14 protein-coding genes are annotated in these 16,366 nt (G+C 72.7%); 7 read left to right on the top strand and 7 right to left on the bottom strand.

The features are described from left to right. The first annotated feature begins 3 nt into the window (after nucleotides 1-3). From ACFVUH_RS02995 to ACFVUH_RS02985, 3 genes are all read left to right on the top strand, one after another. Entirely contained in the window at nucleotides 4-1,479 is a 1,476-nt protein-coding gene (locus ACFVUH_RS02995) for an MFS transporter (RefSeq protein ID WP_387910794.1), read from the top strand. 186 nt (nucleotides 1,480-1,665) lie between these two features. Further along, the gene (locus ACFVUH_RS02990) at nucleotides 1,666-2,703 is read left to right on the top strand and encodes a Dyp-type peroxidase (protein WP_387910792.1); all 1,038 of its coding nucleotides are present in this window, start codon (nucleotides 1,666-1,668) and stop codon (nucleotides 2,701-2,703) included. Further along, on the top strand, nucleotides 2,700-3,500 hold the full coding sequence (locus ACFVUH_RS02985; protein WP_387910790.1) for a family 1 encapsulin nanocompartment shell protein: 801 nt from the start codon (nucleotides 2,700-2,702) through the stop codon (nucleotides 3,498-3,500). The genes ACFVUH_RS02990 and ACFVUH_RS02985 overlap by 4 nt, the downstream gene beginning before the upstream one ends. 101 nt (nucleotides 3,501-3,601) lie before the next feature. On the opposite strand, the gene ACFVUH_RS02980 is transcribed toward ACFVUH_RS02985, so the two are convergent. The 4 genes from ACFVUH_RS02980 to ACFVUH_RS02965 form a co-directional block, all read right to left on the bottom strand. Beyond that, complete coding sequence (locus ACFVUH_RS02980; RefSeq protein ID WP_387910788.1) at nucleotides 3,602-4,060, bottom strand: hypothetical protein; 459 nt, start codon at nucleotides 4,058-4,060, stop codon at nucleotides 3,602-3,604. Beyond that, the gene (locus ACFVUH_RS02975; RefSeq protein WP_355376139.1) at nucleotides 4,057-4,428 is read right to left on the bottom strand and encodes a helix-turn-helix transcriptional regulator; all 372 of its coding nucleotides are present in this window, start codon (nucleotides 4,426-4,428) and stop codon (nucleotides 4,057-4,059) included. Before ACFVUH_RS02975 ends, ACFVUH_RS02980 begins: the two co-directional genes overlap by 4 nt. A 76-nt stretch (nucleotides 4,429-4,504) precedes the next feature. Then, complete coding sequence (locus ACFVUH_RS02970; protein ID WP_355376142.1) at nucleotides 4,505-4,837, bottom strand: type II toxin-antitoxin system RelE/ParE family toxin; 333 nt, start codon at nucleotides 4,835-4,837, stop codon at nucleotides 4,505-4,507. A 777-nt stretch (nucleotides 4,838-5,614) separates the two neighbouring features. After that, complete coding sequence (locus tag ACFVUH_RS02965; protein ID WP_387910785.1) at nucleotides 5,615-8,668, bottom strand: BTAD domain-containing putative transcriptional regulator; 3,054 nt, start codon at nucleotides 8,666-8,668, stop codon at nucleotides 5,615-5,617. Nucleotides 8,669-8,997: 329 nt separating this feature from the next. Between ACFVUH_RS02965 and ACFVUH_RS02960 the strand changes: the two genes are divergently transcribed. Next, a complete protein-coding gene (locus ACFVUH_RS02960) occupies nucleotides 8,998-11,169 on the top strand; it encodes an ATP-binding protein (protein WP_387910783.1) in 2,172 nt (723 codons plus the stop codon). Between the two features lie 269 nt (nucleotides 11,170-11,438). Here the strand turns inward: ACFVUH_RS02960 and ACFVUH_RS02955 are convergent, their stop codons facing one another. Both ACFVUH_RS02955 and ACFVUH_RS02950 read right to left on the bottom strand, forming a co-directional pair. After that, nucleotides 11,439-11,999: a hypothetical protein gene (locus ACFVUH_RS02955; RefSeq protein ID WP_387910781.1), complete on the bottom strand. Its 561-nt coding sequence runs from the start codon at nucleotides 11,997-11,999 to the stop codon at nucleotides 11,439-11,441. Further along, nucleotides 11,996-13,342, bottom strand: coding sequence for a hypothetical protein (locus ACFVUH_RS02950; RefSeq protein WP_387910780.1), 1,347 nt, complete (start codon nucleotides 13,340-13,342; stop codon nucleotides 11,996-11,998). The genes ACFVUH_RS02955 and ACFVUH_RS02950 overlap by 4 nt, the downstream gene beginning before the upstream one ends. Before the next feature lie 358 nt (nucleotides 13,343-13,700). Between ACFVUH_RS02950 and ACFVUH_RS02945 the strand changes: the two genes are divergently transcribed. Both ACFVUH_RS02945 and ACFVUH_RS02940 read left to right on the top strand, forming a co-directional pair. Next, nucleotides 13,701-14,486, top strand: a complete 786-nt coding sequence (locus ACFVUH_RS02945) for an electron transfer flavoprotein subunit beta/FixA family protein (RefSeq protein ID WP_387910779.1) — start codon at nucleotides 13,701-13,703, stop codon at nucleotides 14,484-14,486. Between the two features lie 72 nt (nucleotides 14,487-14,558). Next, a complete protein-coding gene (locus tag ACFVUH_RS02940; protein ID WP_387910778.1) occupies nucleotides 14,559-15,521 on the top strand; it encodes an electron transfer flavoprotein subunit alpha/FixB family protein in 963 nt (320 codons plus the stop codon). A gap of 116 nt (nucleotides 15,522-15,637) precedes the next feature. Here ACFVUH_RS02940 and ACFVUH_RS02935 read toward each other — a convergent pair whose 3' ends face one another. Then, nucleotides 15,638-16,072, bottom strand: coding sequence for a hypothetical protein (locus tag ACFVUH_RS02935; protein ID WP_387910777.1), 435 nt, complete (start codon nucleotides 16,070-16,072; stop codon nucleotides 15,638-15,640). A 155-nt stretch (nucleotides 16,073-16,227) separates the two neighbouring features. Here ACFVUH_RS02935 and ACFVUH_RS02930 point away from each other — a divergent pair. Further along, nucleotides 16,228-16,366: acyl-CoA dehydrogenase family protein (locus ACFVUH_RS02930; RefSeq protein ID WP_387911320.1), on the top strand; the 139-nt coding region annotated here is incomplete at its 3' end.

Raw genomic sequence — 16,366 nt, 5'->3', positions numbered from 1 at the left:
TCCGTGTCCGCGTCCTCAGCCGTGCCCGAAACCGGCACACCCGCCCGCACCCCCGCCGCCCCGCCCTCGCCGTCCTCACCTGCGCCCTCGCCGGAGTCCGCCCGCCTCACCGGCCGGGAGACCGCCGTCCTCCTCGTCCTGTGCGGTGCGATCTTCCTGGAGGGCATCGACGTCGCCATGCTCAATGTGGCGCTCCCCTCGATCCGTGCCGACCTCGGCATGGACACCGGCTCGCTCAGCTGGGTGCTGAGCGCCTACGTGCTCGGCTACGGCGGCTTCATGCTGCTCGGTGGCCGCACCGCCGACCTGCTCGGACGGCGCCGGATGTTCCTGTTCTGGCTCACCGTCTTCGTCCTCTTCTCCGGCCTCGGCGGCCTCGCCGGCGCCTCCTGGGTGCTCATCCTGGCCCGCTTCGCCACCGGCCTCGCGGCCGCCTTCATGACCCCCGCCGGGCTGGCGGTCATCACCACCGCCTTCGCCGAGGGCCCCCGCCGCAACCGCGCCCTGCTGCTCTACGCGGGCACCGCCGCCGCCGGCTTCTCGCTCGGCCTGGTGGCCGGCGGCCTGCTCACCGCGATCAGCTGGCGCTGGGTCTTCTTCGCCCCGGTCCTGCTCGCCGGCGCCCTGCTGCTCACCGCCGTGCCGCTGCTCCCGCGCGACCAGGCGCCCGCCCGCCGCCCCGGCGAGCGCTTCGACCTGGCCGGCGCGGCCACCGTCACCGGGGCCATGCTGCTGCTGGTCCACACGGTGGTGCGGATCGGCGAACCGGACGCCGCCACCGCCCTGACCCTCGCCGAACTGGCCGGAGGCCTGGCCCTGCTGGCCGTCTTCGCCGCCGTCGAACGGCGCTCCGCCGCCCCGCTGGTCCGCCTCGGCCTGCTGCGCTCCGGCCCGCTGCTGCGCGCCAACCTCGGCGCGCTGCTGTTCGCCGGCTCCTTCTTCGGCTTCCAGTTCACCGTCACCCTCTACCTGCAGGACCTGCGCGGCTGGACCCCGCTGCAGACCGGCCTGGCGCTGCTCGCCGTCGGGGTGGACGCGGTGCTCGCGCCGACCCTCACGCCCCGGCTGGTGGAGCGGTTCGGCCTCGTCCGGGTGATCCTCGGCGGCTTCTGCCTGGCGACGGTGTCCTACGCGCTGTTCCTGCCGGTCGGCCCGGACTGGAGCTATCCGATGATGTTCCCGACCATGATCCTCACCGGTCTGGCCTTCGCCCTCGCGTACGGGCCGCTGACCATCGCCGCCACCGCCGGCGTCGCCGAGGAGGAGCAGGGGCTGGCGGGCGGGCTGCTCAACACGGCCTTCCAGTTCGGCGCGGCGCTCGGCCTCTCCGCGGTCACCGCCGTGCACGTGGCCGCCACCGGTGCCGGGCGCTCCGGATTGGACGGCTTCCGGGCGGCCCTGGTGGTCCCGGTCGCGGCGGTCGCCCTCGGCGCCGTCGTCACCGCCCTCGGTGTGCGCCGCGACCGCACCCCGGCCTGATCGTCCCGGCCACCGCGTGCCTTCCCCACGCGGCTTCCCGTCCTTCCCGGCCCGTCAAGCCCCTCACCGGAGCCTTCCGGTGAGGGGCCGTCCCCGTTCCCCTCCTCGGCCTGCCGACCGCGCCGAAATGTCAGCTCTGGGGTGTAATCGTACGGATGATCAGACCCCGGAGACCGGAGTCCGCCGATGCCGCAGCCCGTCCTCACCCCGCTCACCACCGCCGCGATCTTCCTCGTCCTCACCATCGACCCCGGCGGCGAACCCGCCGTCCGGTCCCTGCTGCCCGACCTCGCGGGCCTGCGCCGCGCGGTCGGCTTCCGCGCCCCCGACGCCGGTCTCAGCTGTGTCACCGGCATCGGCTCGGACGCCTGGGACCGGCTCTTCGACGGCCCGCGCCCGGCCGAGCTGCACCCCTTCCGGGAGGTCGCCGGCGCCCGCCACCGTGCCCCGGCCACCCCCGGTGACCTGCTGTTCCACCTCCGCGCCGACCGGATGGACCTCTGCTTCGAACTCGCCGGCCGGCTCACCGGGCGCCTCGCCGGGGCCGCCACCGTCGTCGACTCCGTCCACGGGTTCCGCTACTTCGACGACCGCGACCTGCTGGGCTTCGTCGACGGCACCGAGAACCCGGAGGGCGGGGCGGCGGAGGCCGCCGTCCTGATCGGCGACGAGGATCCGGAGTTCGCGGGCGGCAGCTATGTGATCGTCCAGAAGTACCTGCACGACCTGGACGCCTGGAACCGCCTCCCGGTCGAGGCGCAGGAGCGCGCGGTCGGCCGCACCAAGCTCAGCGACATCGAGCTCGCCGACGACGTCAAACCCGCCGACTCGCACGTCGCGCTGACCACCGTCACCGGTCCGGACGGCGAGCAGCGGCAGATCATGCGCTTCAACATGGCGTTCGGCTCGTTCGGCGGGGGAGGGGAGTTCGGGACGTACTTCATCGGCTACTCGCGCACGCCGGCGGTGACCGAGGAGATGCTGGAGAACATGTTCGTCGGCCGCCCGCCGGGCGCCCACGACCGCCTGCTCGACTTCTCCGTGGCGGCCACCGGAACCCTGTTCCACGTCCCGACCGCCGACTTCCTGGACGACCCGCCGCCCGCGCCGGCCGCCGTCTCCGTGGCCTCCGCCGCCACCGCCCGCGTTCCCGCCTCCGTCGCCGCCCCCTCCTCCGACGGCTCCCTCGCCATCGGCAGCCTGAAAGGCATCCCCGCGCCATGAACAACCTGCACCGCGAACTCGCCCCCGTCTCCGCCGCGGCCTGGGCGGAGATCGAGGAGGAGGCCCGGCAGACCTTCAAGCTCCACCTGGCGGGCCGCCGCGTCGTCGACCTGAGCGGCCCCGACGGCCCCACCCTCGCCGCGGTCGGCACCGGCCACCTCACCGCGATCGAGCCGCCCAACCCGGGCGTCCAGGCCCACGCCCGCGAGGTGCGGCCGCTCGTCGAACTCCGGGTGCCCTTCTCGGTCGACCGCTCCGCCGTGGACGACGTCGAACGCGGCTCCCGGGACAGCGACTGGGGCCCGGTCAAGGCGGCCGCCCGCACCCTCGCCCTCACCGAGGACCGCGCCGTCTTCGACGGCTACCCCGCCGCCGCCATCGAGGGCATCCGCACGGCCGCCACCAACCCCGCCGTCCCGCTCCCCGCCGACGTCCGCGAATACCCGGAGGCCGTGAGCCGCGCCCTCACCACCCTCCGCCTGGCCGGAGTGGGCGGCCCCTACGCCCTCCTCCTCGGCGCCGACGCCTACACCGCCGTCAACGAGACCTCGGACCACGGCTACCCCGTCGCCAGCCACATCGCCCGCCTCCTCGACGGCGAACTCATCTGGGCCCCCGCCCTCGAAGGCGCCCTCCTCCTCTCCACCCGAGGCGGCGACTTCGAACTCCACCTCGGCCAGGACGTCAGCGTCGGCTACCTCTCCCACGACGACCGCAACATCGACCTGTACCTGACGGAAACCCTCACCTCCCGCGTCCTCACCCCCGAAGCCGCAGTCCCCCTCACCAAGGCCTGACCGCCTTCACGCAGCAGAATGCCCGTGCCTTCCGACCGGTCGGAAGGCACGGGCACTCAGCTGTTCGGGCATTGGGCAGGGACGCAGTCGTGCCGCTTCCGTCAGGCCGGCGAGTCCGGGCTCAGGATTTCCTCGCCAGCATGGTCGAGCGGTGCGAGGAGCGGCACGCCTGCCATACCGAGCTTGGCGGCAGTGCTGTGGATGGCCTCCCGAAGGTACGGGCGGATGATGGGAGAAGCCACACGCTTGGCGAAGGCACTGACGAGTTCCGGTGAAAGATCGACCTTCTCGGAGATCTGGAAGAACGCGGCAACGTCCGCGATCAGCAGCCCTTCCTCCGCATGGACCTCGGCGCGTGCCCGCGCGGCGATGGCCTCACCGTCGAAGAGTTGCATCAGGCGGACCTGTGCGACCCCTTCGCCGGGGAGGTCGTCGTCGTTGGGCTGCTCAAAGCCGTCGAACCGGCGCCCGCTGACCTCGAAGTACTGGATGTGGTTCAGATGCGCCACGGTGAGGAGCTCATCGACGGAAGTGATCTCCCTGGCGGCGTCGCCTGTCATGCGGCCTTCCGTCGGCCGGACGAGTTCGGGACGCGCTCTTCGGTCTCCGCGACCTGTGTCCAACTGCTCGACGGCCGGGCGACCTCGTGGTCGGTGTGCGCCTTGACGTAGATCTTCAAGCCAACGGCCCGCGCGTATCTCATGATCGTCGACAGGCGTGGGTCTCCGCCCAGCCGTTCGAACTCCGACACCGCCGACTGCGTCGTCTCCATCTCGGCAGCGACTGCCTTCTGCGTGAGCTTCGCGGACTTCCGGTGCGCCACGAGCGTCTGGATGAGCTGCATCAGGGCTTCCGCGTCCTCATGAGCGCGCTGGACATCCGGGTCGTCCGGGTCGATGCCGAGTAGTGATGCCAGGTGCTCATCCATGGTGCTCTCTCCCCTTGAAGATGCTCCGAGTATCGCCTAACCCAGATATTCCATCAACGGCCGGGCCCTACTCCGGTCACGGCCGGCGGCGCCCATTCCACTCGGCCAGGCGCTTGCGGGCGGACTTGATGTCGTCCTGGTCCGTGGCGATGCCCTGCGTGGACTTCTTGTTGATGAACCTGACCGCGAGCAGGACGGGCCCTTGGTTGTCGACTTCGGAGTAGAAGAGGCGGAAGATTCGCCGCTCGCCCTCGAAGCGCAGCTCCAGAAGGCCATCACCAAGGTGCTTGACATCGGGAGGGCGAAGCGTGCCCGTGGCGGCGCGCTCCATGATCGCCTGGAGTTTCGCGGTCTCGAAGCGCTTCAGCTTGCACTTGTTGACCTCCCGACGTACGACGTCGGCCCCCATGGGCGATCGGTAGAGCTCCCAGCGTCTGGGCACAGGCGACCCCCATCAGTCGGCAGATCCTCCCCCGGAGGAGGGTAGCCGATATCGCCTGGACCGATACAGGGATTCTTCCCCTCCAAGGCACGTCCAACGCGCCCCGACCAACCGCAGTTCGGGGTGACCGCCGCGGTGTCCTTGCTGTGGCACGCACCCCACATGGCCCCACACTTGCGGTCACCACCGCGGACACGCCGCGCTCGCGGGCAAGCCACCCGCCTTGGCCGTGCCCCCAACCTCGCGGGTCACCTCGGCGGTGCTTGCCGGTGAACCGGTCGCCATGGAACCCGGTGACTCCGGGGGCGTGATCTCGTGGCTGGAGAGTGGCTCCGGGTGGTGAGGGTGTCGCCACTTGGCGGCGGAGCCTCGCGACGCGCGGGAGGGCGTGACCGGGCTTCCGGTCACGCCCTCCCGCCGCCGGCGCTTTCCTCAGCACCAAATGGGCATCTCGGCTATCCCCGCGGCCAGGACGTGGATGGATCCGGCTATCAGGGCGTAAATGTTGAACATGGCGCCTTTCCTGGGATCGATCTCTGCGAGGACGAGCTTGATCAGGTCCTCCGTGCGACGCCAGTTCTATCAGATGGGCTGGCTGCTTGGCCGCCAGCACCCCGGCTCTCAGTGTGAATCATTGGTGGATGTTCTAAAGAGGCTGTCAATGTCGTTTTGTGGCGCATTGGCAATGCCTGTCGATCAAGTTTGATCAATGGTTGCGAAGTGGAAGGAGAAAATAAGTGGAATCTATCCCTCCGGGTTTTCGGTCGCATCAATGTCGGCCATGGCTTTCCTGGCCAGCGCGGCCTGATCGGCCGCGCCGAGACGTTCGGAGAGGCTGATCGAAGATGACAGGTGCCCGACAGCTTCGGCCTGGGCGCCGAGGGTGGCCTCGGCGCGGGCGAGACCGTAGAGGGCTGCCGCCTCCTCGTGGGCCGTTCCCGCCGAGCGGGCCAGCTCAAGGGCGATGGCGTGCTGATCGCGGGCATCGGCGGGGCGGCCCGCCGAGTGCAGTGCGTGCCCCAGCCCGTTGAGCGCGGCGGCCTCATGTTTGATGGCACTCAGCGAGCGGAAGACGGTCAACGCCTGTCGGTGAAGGGTCAATGATCGGTCGAGCTCCTCCGGAATGCTCAAAGTGGCCGCCAGATTGATTTTCACCACAGCGAGATCGAACGTGGAGATGGTGCCCGTGGGGAATGCGATGACCTGCTCGAATCGGGAACGTGCGGCCTTCAGGCTTCCGGCTGCCAGATGGAGATCGCCGATGTTGTTGAGAATTCTCATCTCGAAGGTTCTGTCCTGGAAATGCCGGGCCAGCGGAAGTGCCCCTTCATAGGCGGAGAGTGCCATTTCGTGGTGTCCGAGGGAGCGCTGGACTATTCCGATGTTGACGAGGCAGCGTGCGGTGTTCCAGCGGTCGCCATGCGCTCTTCGAATGTGCAGGGCCTCTTCTTGCAGGGCGAGCGACCGGGCCATGGCGCCCCGATGCCAGAGCACTCGGCCCAGGATGCTCAGGGCCTCCGCCGTGGCGTCGGGGTCCTGTTCGGTGCGGGCGAGGGTGAGGCCGCGGTCGAGGGCCTCGAAGGCGGCGGGGTAGCGGGAGGCGTTGGCGAGGGTGGCGCCGAGGTCGATCAGGGCGCGGGCCTCGCAGTGGTCGTTCGCCACCGAACGCCAGTACGCGGCGGCGGCCCGGTGCAGGTCGTGGGCCTCGCTCCAGTAGGCCTGGGCGTCCAGGCGGCCGGCCAGGACGTGGGCCAGCCAGGCGGCGGCCTCGGGGTGGCCGGTGGCGCGGGCGTGGGAGGCGAGGGTGGCCAGGGCGGCCTGTTCGGTGTCCAGCCAGTTCCGCGCGGACTCGTGCGAGTCCAGGTCAAGGTCGTACAACAACGTTTCCATTCCCGGTAATTGACTGAATGCCGGGAGAGGGAGACGTGAACGGCGCGGATACAGGAGCCGGTCCGCCTGGTCGGCCGCGTGCAGCATGAATCCGAGCAGCCGCCGCAGTGCGGCGTCGGCTTCCTCTTCGGCGCCTTCGTCGCGCATCAGGGCGAGCGCGTATTCCCTTAGGAGGTCGTGGAGTTGATACCTTTCGGGTGAATTCTCCTGCACCAGGTGGCAGTGCAGCAGCGCCTCCAGCAGGTGGTCCGTCTCGTCGACCGGGCGGCCGAGCAGGGCCGCCGCCGCGTGCAGGCCGATGTCCGGTCCGGGGTGGGCGCCGAGCAGCCGGAAGGCCTCCTGCTGCTCGGCCGACAGCGACCGGTAGGACATCTCGAAGGCACGGGCGACGCTCTCCGTGTCGTGCCGGATCTCGGCGAGCCGGCCGGTCTTGCGGGAGAGCCGCAGCGCGAGGTGGCCCAGGGTCCAGGACGGCCGGGCCTTGAACCGGCTGGCGGCGATCTCGATGGCGAGCGGCAGCAGCCCGCAGCGGTCGACGATCTCGACGATCCGGCTCCGGTCGTCGGCGCGTTCCCGCCCGACCACCGAGGTGAACAGCGCGACCGCGTCGTCCACCGAGAGGATGTCCAGGAAGACCGGTCTGGAGCCCGGGAGCTCGGCGAGCCGCCGACGGCTGGTGACGAGGATCAGCGCGGCCGGCACCGGCGGCAGCAGCGGTCGCAGCTGGGCCGCGGCGGCGGCGTCGTCGAGGACGACGACCGCGCGCCGGGTGGCGAGCACCTCGGCGCAGAGCGCGAACAGTTCCTCGTTGTCGAGCGGGATGGTGGTGGCCGGCACCCCGAGCCGGCGCAGCAGCGCGGTGGCCACCGCCTGGGGCGAGAGCGGGCTCTGGTTGACGGCGTGGGCGCCGAGGTTGAGGTGGACGTACCCCTCCGGGAAGCGGCCGCGCATCAGGTGGGCGGCGTGCAGGGCGAGGGTGGTCTTGCCGACCCCGGCCATGCCGAGGATCGCCGAGACGGTCACCACGCCGCCGTGCTCGGCCGCCTCCTCGGAGCCCCCGAGCAGCCGCCGCAGGTCGTCCCGGCGGCCGATCAGGCGGCGCCCGGAGGATGCGGGCGGCGGCGTCGCACCGGCGCGCGGGGCGGGGGAAGGGCGCACGGTGGCGGGCGTGCGGCCGGCCGGCGCGGTGAGCGGGTCCCCGGCCAGCATCCGCTCGTGCAGCCGGGTCAGGGTCTCGCCGGGCCCGGTGCCGAGGTCGGCGCGCAGTCGGCGGACGACGATCGGGTAGACGGCGAGTGCCTCCGCCGGACGGCCGGCGCCGTGCAGGGCGACCAGCAGGTGGGCCGCGACCCGTTCGTCGGTGGGGCGCTCCTCGCGCAGGGCGGTGAGTTCGGGGACGGTCTCGCCGAAGCGGCCGAGCCGCAGGTCGATCTCGATCCGCAGCAGGGTGGTGGCGAGGCGCTGGTCGGCCATCGTGGCGCGGGTGGACTGGGCCCAGCTGCCGGGCAGGCCCGCGAGCGGTTCGCCGCGCCAGATTTCCTCCGCCCGGCCCAGGACGGTCCGGGCCTGGACGTCCTCGCCGTTCTCGGCGAGTTGGCGGGCATGGCGGGAAAGGTCGACAAAGCGCCAATAGTCGATCAATTGACGATCGGCATGAAGCGTATATGTGTGCGATCCGCTCTTGATGTCCGGGGAGTCGCGGGACGGGCCGTGACCCTCCTCGGCGACGGCCATTCGCAACTGCTTTCGCATGCGGGAGACCGCGCTGTAGATGCTGGCCACCGCACTGGGCGGGGGCTCCTCGTCCCACAGCCGGTTGGCCAGCGTCTCGTGGCTGAGCGGACGGCCGACGTCCAGTGCCAGGGCGGCCAGCAGCCGTCGCCGCTGGTCCGAGGGTATTGCCGACAACTCGCCGTTCACCGAAAGTTCAACCGAACCCAGAAGGTGGAACTCCATTGCGACGCCCCCCGCCGGTTGGCTACCAGCTTGCCGTGCAGGGAGCATCCCACGATTCCGGGGGCGACATCCATACCGCACCCTTCTGTGCGGCAAGGCGTTATTGACACATAACTCAGTCCGGAAGAGCCTCATGTGATATGGGAGCGCGGCCGTTTGCCCGATCGCACCGGCCGCTCCCGTCACTTCTGTCCATCGTTCTACGGGTAGGGGGAACCAGTGGAGCCGGATCGCTTCGGAGCACCGGGAGTTCGGCGACGGCGGCCCGGCGGGAGCGGCCGATGAGAGGGGGGGACGGCACTCACGGACCGCACCAACCGGGGCCCGGGACAGGCAACTCGGTCTCCGACACCCGGGTCGGCGGCTCGGTCGTCCAGGCCGGGGAGATCCATCACCTCACCGTCTACGGCCAGGCCGCCGCGCCCCCCGCCCCGCCCGCACTGCCCGTCCCGCGCCAACTTCCCCCGACGCCGAGACGGTTGGTGGGAAGGGATGACGATCTCGCCGCCCTGGACCGGGAGTTGGAGGAAGCTCCGGACGGCGCGGCCGACGTCACCGTGGTGGTCACCGGCCCGGCAGGGGTGGGCAAGACCGCCCTCGCCGCCCAGTGGCTGCGCCGCCTCGCCGGCCGCTTCCCGGACGGCCAGCTCTACGCCGACCTGCGCGGTCACGCCCCGGGCGGCCCCGCCGACCCCGCCGAGGCGCTCGGCGGCTTCCTGCGCGCCTTCGGCATCGCGCCCGTGCCGCGCAGCTTCGCGGAGGGCGCCGCGCTCTGGCGCTCGCTCGCCGCCGAACGCCGGATCGCCGTCCTGCTCGACAACGCCTCCACCGCCGCCCAGGTCCGCCCGCTGCTGCCGGGCTCGGAGCACGCCGTGGTCGTGGTCACCAGCCGCCGCCGGCTCACCGGGCTCGGCATAGACGGCGCCGTGTTCCGGCCGGTCGACGTGCTGTCCGACGACGCCTCGGTGCAACTGCTCGCCCAACGGGTCGGCGCCGAGCGGGTGGAGCGCGAACTGGACGCCGCCACCGAGGTGGTGGAGCGCTGCGGCCGGCTGCCGCTCGCCGTCTGCCTGGCCGCCGCCCGGATCGCCGCCCGCCCCGTCCAGCCGCTCGCCGCCACCGCCGAGGCGCTCCACCAGGAGTCCGAGGGCCTCGCCGCGCTCGACGTCGAAGGGGAAGCCGTGCGACACGCGCTGGACGCGTCCTTCGAGGTGCTCGGGGCGGACACGGTCCGGCTCTACCGGCTGCTCGGCCTGCTGCCGTTCCCGGTCTTCACCCTCGACGTGGTCTGCGCGGTCGGCGCCCTGGAAGCGGCCGAGGCCGACCGGCTGCTCGGCGGCCTCATCGACGTCCACCTGCTGGAGGAGATGGAGGACGGCTTCCGCTTCCACGACCTGGTGAAGCTGCACGCCCGGGCCCGCGCCGACGAGGTGCGCGAGCGGTCGGAGGGGCGGGCCGCCGTCGACCGCGTCCTCGACTGGTACCTCGCCACCACCACCGCCGCCGAGGCGCTGCTGAGCCCCAGCCACCGCACCCTGCGCCGCGACTACGCGGCCCAACAGGTCTCCAATGCGCGGGAGTTCGAGGACGAGCCGGCGGCCGTCCACTGGCTGGACGCGGAGACCGGCCGACTCGCCGACGCCGTCCGCTGGGCCGCCGCCACCGGCCGGGCCGCCACCGCCTGGCAACTGGTCGACGCCATGTGGCCGCTGTTCCTGCGGCTGCGCCCGGCCCGGCTCTGGATCGACGCCCATCGGATCGGCCGCACCGCCGCCCGCGAGGCCGGTGACCACGAGGGCCTGCTGCGGATGCTCACCTCCGGTGGCACCGGCCTGCGCAACGCGGGCCAGGGGGAGGAGGCCGCCGCGTGGTTCACCGAGGCCCTCCAGCTGGCTCGCGTGACCGGTCGGCCGCTCCCCGAGGCCGACGCCCTCTACGGCCTGAGCCAGACCCACCGCCCGGCGGGACGGCTCGCCGAGGCGGCCGAGTGCCTGCGCCTGACGGCCGACCTGAGGGAAGCCGGGGGCGACCCGCGCGGCACCGCGCTCGCCCGGCTGGCGCTCGGCGACGTCCTGCTCGCGGACGGCCGACCCGCCGAGGCCGTTCCCGTCATCACCGACGCCCACCGCGACCTGGTCGCCGTCCCCGCCGCGTACGAGGCGGCCCGGGCGCTCGCCTTCCTCGGCCAGGCCCACGCGGCCCTCGGCGCCCACGACCAGGCCGACCGGTGCTACGCGGAGGCGCTCGCCGAGTTCCGCAGCGGACGCGCCGGCCACTGGGAGGCCCGCGTCCTCGAACTCACCGGAGACCTCGCCCGCGCACGCGGCGACCTGACCGGAGCGGCCGCCCGCTACAGCGAGTCCCTCGCCCGCTACGAGGCCCTCTCCGCCCCGGACGCCACCCGCCTCACCGCCGCCCTCGCCGCCCTCGGCACCCCGCCGGGGGAGCCGTAGGGCGCGGCCGAGGGGAGGCGCCGCGCCACGGCTGTCGGGTGACGTCCGCCCGCTCGGCCGGTGTCGCCGCCAGCACCCGGTGGGGTGCCGGGCCCTTGGACGGTGGCGGCCGGATGTCGGGTCCGGTCGGTGTGGGGCTGCGGTTCTGTACGGGCTGTCGGGTGGCAGCCGTGACGCCGGCGAAGGGCCGCTCCCCCCGGACCGCACGCTCGGGCCATGGGCGGCCGATGCCGCCGTCCCACCCCAGGGGGCGGGACGGCGGCACCGCTTCAGCCGGCCAGGGGGCAGCCCGGGCAGGCGGGGCGGGAGGTGTAGGCGGAGGCGGTCAGGGTGGTGATCTCGGCGAGGGTGCGGCCGGCGGCGAGCCAGGTGTGCGCGAGCGAGCCGACGGCCAGCCGCTGTGCGGCCGAGGGCGGCCCGCTGCTCCCCGGTCGGGGCCGGAGCACCAGTCGTCCGCCCGTCCGGGCGAGGACGAGCAGTGTGCCGTCCTCGCCGTCTGCGGTGGCGACCGCGCAGCCGGGGTGGGCCCGCAGGACGGCGGCGAGCCGTTCGCGGGCCGGTCCGGGGGCGGCGGCACCGAGGTGGAGCACGTCGGCGTGGTGGCGCCAGCGGGCGGCGTCGGGGTCGGCGAGGTCGAGCGCCAGGTGCTCGTCGACGAACGCGCGGGTCAGCGGCCCGCCGGACCGGCCGGCCGGCAGCCGGCTGGCGAGCTGCCCGTGGCAGACCCCGGCGGGGGAGTGGATGCGGGCCTCGAAGTGCGTGCCGGGAACCCCGGCCGACGGCGCGGGGCCGTCGGCCGGGGCGAGCCGCACGGTGTGCAGCGCGGTCACCCGTCCTCCCGTCCGGCGCGTCCGGTCCACCCGGCCCGTCCGGTCCACCCGGCGGGCCCGCCCCCGTCGCCCGCCGGCCACAGCGGGGCGGGCAGCGGCAGCGCGGGCGGCTCCGGCAGGTGGGCGGGTTCGCCCAGACCGAGGACGCGGTAGAGCAGCCGCCGCATCCGTCGGTCGAAGCGGCCCGGCTGCGAGCTGATCCGCGCCGCGATCGCCGCGTACTCCTCCCGCCGGTACTGCTCGGCGGCGTAGTCGAGTTGGGCGGTGAGCGGGTGGGACGGGCTGAGCGCCGGGGCGGTGCGGGCCAGCAGCGCGCCGGGCGAGCGCGGGTTGACGTCCCGGTGCGGGTACTCGGCGAGCAGGATCGGCGCGCCGGTCATGGTGCCGTAGAGGGTGACCGAGCCGTGGTCGCCGATGACGAAGTCGGCGGCGACCAGCAGCGGGCGCCAGTCCTCCTCGGGCGCGAGCACCGTGACCGCCCCGCGGGCGGTGGCCGTCGCCCACGACCGGACCGCCCACGGGCCGTGCGCGGCGGCCACGTTGGGGTGGACCAGCAGCGCGGTGCGGTAGCCGTGCCGGGGCAGTTCGGCGGCCAGCCGCGGCAGGACGGCGTCGAGCCGGGTGAACAGCGAGCCGCTGCCCCAGGTGGAGCAGACCAGCACCAGCCGTTCGCCGGGCCGCAGTCCGAGCGCGGCGCGGTAGCGCGCGCGGTCGGGGAGCGCGGCGGCGATCCGGTCGTAGCAGCCGTCGCCGACCACCTCGGTGATCGGCAGCGCCTCGGGGCAGCCGCGGCCGAGTTCGGCGCGCTCGTCCTCGTGGGCGAGCGCGTAGGCGGCGGGCACCAGCCGCCCGTGCCAGGTGACGTACTCGGGTCCCAGTCCGGCCACCGTGCGTCCGGCCCCGGCCCCCGCCGGGGACAGCTTGATGTGCCCGGCCCCGTGCGGCAGCCGGACCAGCGGTCCGCGCAGCCGCTCCAGGCCCTGCGAACCGGCGGCGAGCACCAGGTCGAACTCCCGCCGGACGGCCTCCGCCCAGGGCAGCACCGTGCCCCCGAGCCGCCGGAGGTGGGCCGCCGCGCCCCCGTTGAACGCGTGCGGCGCCACCGTGAACTGGACGTGCACCCGCAGGTCCGCGGCGAGCAGTGGATAGATGTCGTGCAGCCGCTGGCCGTAGACCATCGAGTGGACGACGACCAGCACCTCCTTGCAGTCGGTGAGCGTGGCCCACGGACGTCCCGGGCGCGCCGCGCCCCCGTCGGTCCCGTCGCTCCCGTTGATCGCACCGGCCCCGTCGGACCGTTCCCCGTGGTTGACTTCGTCGACTTCCCCGTGCACCAAGGTCATGTCGTTCCCCCTCCTTGATCCCGGATCGGGGCCCCGGGTCTCGGCGGCCCCGCCGGGTGTGTGCCCGGGCGGTCTGGCGGATTCCATGACGGTTCCATGACGGGTCCTGGCCGGTCTTGCACAAACCTTGCGGCGCCCTTGTCCCCGCTCCCGGAGCCCCGGAAGGCCGCGAAGGGTACTGAGTTCCTTTACGAGGGGTACTGAGTGCCGTATTCTCTCGGGAGAGCCTCGCAGGCTGTCGCGGAGAGTCGACGGGCCAGATCCGGCCAAGGGCCGTTCTGGCACTCAGTACCCTCGCCGCGGCCGAGGCCGTGGACCAGTGCATCCGACCAGTGCACCCGTACCAGGAGAACCGCTCATGAGCTTGAGGATCGTTGTCTGTGTGAAGTACGTGCCGGACGCGACGGGTGACCGTCGTTTCTCGGACGATCACACCACCGACCGGGAGGGCGTGGACGGCCTTCTGTCGGAGCTGGACGAGTACGGCGTGGAGCAGGCGCTGCGGATCGCGGAGGCCCATGAGGGTTCCGAGGTGACGGTGCTGACGGTGGGGCCGGACGACGCGAAGGACGCGCTGCGCAAGGCGTTGTCGATGGGTGCGGACAAGGCCGTGCACGTGAACGACGACGACATCCACGGTTCGGATGTGATCGGGACGTCGGCGGTGCTGGCGAAGGCGCTGGAGAGGACCGGGTTCGACCTGGTGATCGGCGGTATGGCGTCGACGGACGGTTCGATGGGTGTGCTGCCGGCGCTGCTGGCGGAGCGGCTGGGGGTGCCGCAGGTGACGCTGCTGTCGGAGGTGTCGGTCGAGGGCGGTGTGGTGAAGGGCCGTCGGGACGGTGACGCGGCGACGGAGCTGGTGGAGGCGGCGCTGCCGGCGGTGGTGTCGGTGACGGACCAGTCGGGTGAGGCCCGGTACCCGTCGTTCAAGGGGATCATGGCGGCGAAGAAGAAGCCGGTGCAGTCCCTGGACCTGGACGACCTGGGCGTCGAGGCGGACGAGGTCGGTCTGGCGGGTGCGTGGACGGCGGTGGAGTCGGTGGCGGCGCGTCCGGCGCGTACCGCGGGCACGGTCGTCAAGGACGAGGGCGAGGGCGGCAAGGCGCTCGCCGGCTTCCTCGCCGACCAGAAGTTCATCTAGTCATCCCGCTGGTCACCCCGGGCCACCCGCGCCCATCCCTGCTGCCCCACCGAATCACGGAGACATCGAGCAATGGCTGAGATCCTCGTCCTGGTCGACCACGCCGACGGCGTGGTCCGCAAGCCGGCCCTGGAGCTGCTGACCCTGGCCCGCCGCATCGGCGAGCCCTCCGCCGTCGTCCTCGGCGCCGGCGACAAGGCCGCCGAGCTGGCCGCCAAGGCCGCCGAGTACGGCGCCGCCAAGGTGTACGTCGCCGACGGCGCCGAGTTCACCGACCAGCTGGTCGTCCCGAAGGTGGACGCCCTGGCCCAGATCGCCGGGACGGTCGAGCCGGCCGCGGTGCTGGTCACCTCCTCCGGCGAGGGCAAGGAGGTCGCCGCCCGCGTCGCCCTGCGCCTGGGCTCCGGCATCATCACCGACGCCGTCGACCTGCGGGCTGGCGACCAGGGCCCGGTGGCCACCCAGTCCGTCTTCGCCGCCTCCTACACCGTCGACTCCCGGGTCAGCAACGGTGTGCCGGTCATCGCGGTCAAGCCGAACGCCGTCGCCCCGGAGGCCGCCCCGGCCGCCGGCACGGTGGAGAACGTCACCGTCGCCTTCACCGGCAACGCCGCCAAGGTCGTCTCGCGCACCCCGCGCGTGTCCACCGGCCGCCCCGAGCTGACCGAGGCCGCGATCGTGGTCTCCGGCGGCCGCGGCGTCGGCGCCGCCGAGGGCTTCGGCGTCGTCGAGGAGCTGGCCGACGCCCTCGGTGCGGCGGTCGGCGCCTCGCGCGCCGCCGTCGACGCCGGCTGGTACCCGCACAGCAGCCAGGTCGGCCAGACCGGCAAGCAGGTCTCCCCGCAGCTGTACGTGGCCAACGGCATCTCCGGCGCCATCCAGCACCGGGCCGGCATGCAGACCTCGAAGACCATCGTGGCCGTCAACAAGGACCCCGAGGCCCCGATCTTCGAGCTCGCCGACTACGGCGTGGTCGGTGACCTGTTCGCGGTGCTGCCGCAGCTCACCGCCGAGGTGAAGGCCCGCAAGGCCTGACCCGTCCGGTCACCCTCCGGTCACCGCGCACGCGAGGGAGTGGCACCGAGTACCCCGGGTACTCGGTGCCACTCCCTTTTCTCCCTTTTCCAAGGCCGCCCTGCCGCGCCGCCCCGCTACTCCGCGAAGGCCGCCAGGTGCTGGGTGAACCCGCCCTGCGTCGGCGGCAGCGGCCGGGGCTCGGCGGGCAGCACCCGGCCCGGCTCGTCCGGCGACAGCACCGTCAGCTCCGGCTGCTCGGACCCGGCCGGCGCGGTGATCCGCACCCGGGTGCCCACCGGCACCGTGGACCGCAGGCCGTTGACGATGCACCAGACGTCGAACCCCTCGGCCATCCGGATCAGCGACTTCTGCCGGGCCAGCGGCGTGCGGGCCTGCTCGACGGCGCAGCGCCGCACCACCCCGGTGCCCTCGCTGAGCTCCAGCCGCAGGTCGGTGGAGCCGCAGGTCGGGCAGAGCAGCCGCTGGAAGGTCGGGTTGTGGCACCAGGCGCAGCGCTGGAAGTACAGCGAGGCGCTCTCGGTGTGGGCGTCGATGGCTGCGTGGACCACGGTGTCATCTCCCTGCGCTCGTCGGTTCCGCCACAAAAAGGATAGGGAACTCAGTACCACCCTGTGAAGGCACTGAGTTCCCTTTTTGTTGTGCGCGTGCATAATGAAGGGTACTGAGTGCCGTCTTGAACGTCGTGAAACAGGAGTGGCCGACCATGAGCCAGGACTTCGATCTCTTCCGGATCTCCGAGGAGCACGGGATGCTGCGTGAGGCGGTGCGTTCGCTGGCCGAGGCGAAGATCGCTCCGTTCGCGGCGGAGGTGGACGAGCAGGGGCGGTTCCCGCAGGAGGCGT

The organism is Kitasatospora sp. NPDC058032 (assembly GCF_042885845.1).
Taxonomy (GTDB): Bacteria; Actinomycetota; Actinomycetes; order Streptomycetales; family Streptomycetaceae; genus Kitasatospora.
The sequence above is the reverse complement of the archived record's forward strand: the minus strand, read 5'-3'. Positions and strand labels throughout refer to the sequence as shown.

Bases quoted from the DNA above. Each gene is read 5' to 3' on its own strand.
- ACFVUH_RS02990 (WP_387910792.1), top strand. From the start codon at position 1,666: ATGCCGCAGCCCGTCCTCACCCCGCTCACCACCGCCGCGATCTTCCTC.
- ACFVUH_RS02985 (WP_387910790.1), top strand. From the start codon at position 2,700: ATGAACAACCTGCACCGCGAACTCGCCCCCGTCTCCGCCGCGGCCTGG.
- ACFVUH_RS02980 (WP_387910788.1), bottom strand. From the start codon at position 4,060: ATGACAGGCGACGCCGCCAGGGAGATCACTTCCGTCGATGAGCTCCTC.
- ACFVUH_RS02975 (WP_355376139.1), bottom strand. From the start codon at position 4,428: ATGGATGAGCACCTGGCATCACTACTCGGCATCGACCCGGACGACCCG.
- ACFVUH_RS02970 (WP_355376142.1), bottom strand. From the start codon at position 4,837: ATGGGGGCCGACGTCGTACGTCGGGAGGTCAACAAGTGCAAGCTGAAG.
- ACFVUH_RS02960 (WP_387910783.1), top strand. From the start codon at position 8,998: ATGAGAGGGGGGGACGGCACTCACGGACCGCACCAACCGGGGCCCGGG.
- ACFVUH_RS02950 (WP_387910780.1), bottom strand. From the start codon at position 13,342: ATGACCTTGGTGCACGGGGAAGTCGACGAAGTCAACCACGGGGAACGG.
- ACFVUH_RS02945 (WP_387910779.1), top strand. From the start codon at position 13,701: ATGAGCTTGAGGATCGTTGTCTGTGTGAAGTACGTGCCGGACGCGACG.
- ACFVUH_RS02940 (WP_387910778.1), top strand. From the start codon at position 14,559: ATGGCTGAGATCCTCGTCCTGGTCGACCACGCCGACGGCGTGGTCCGC.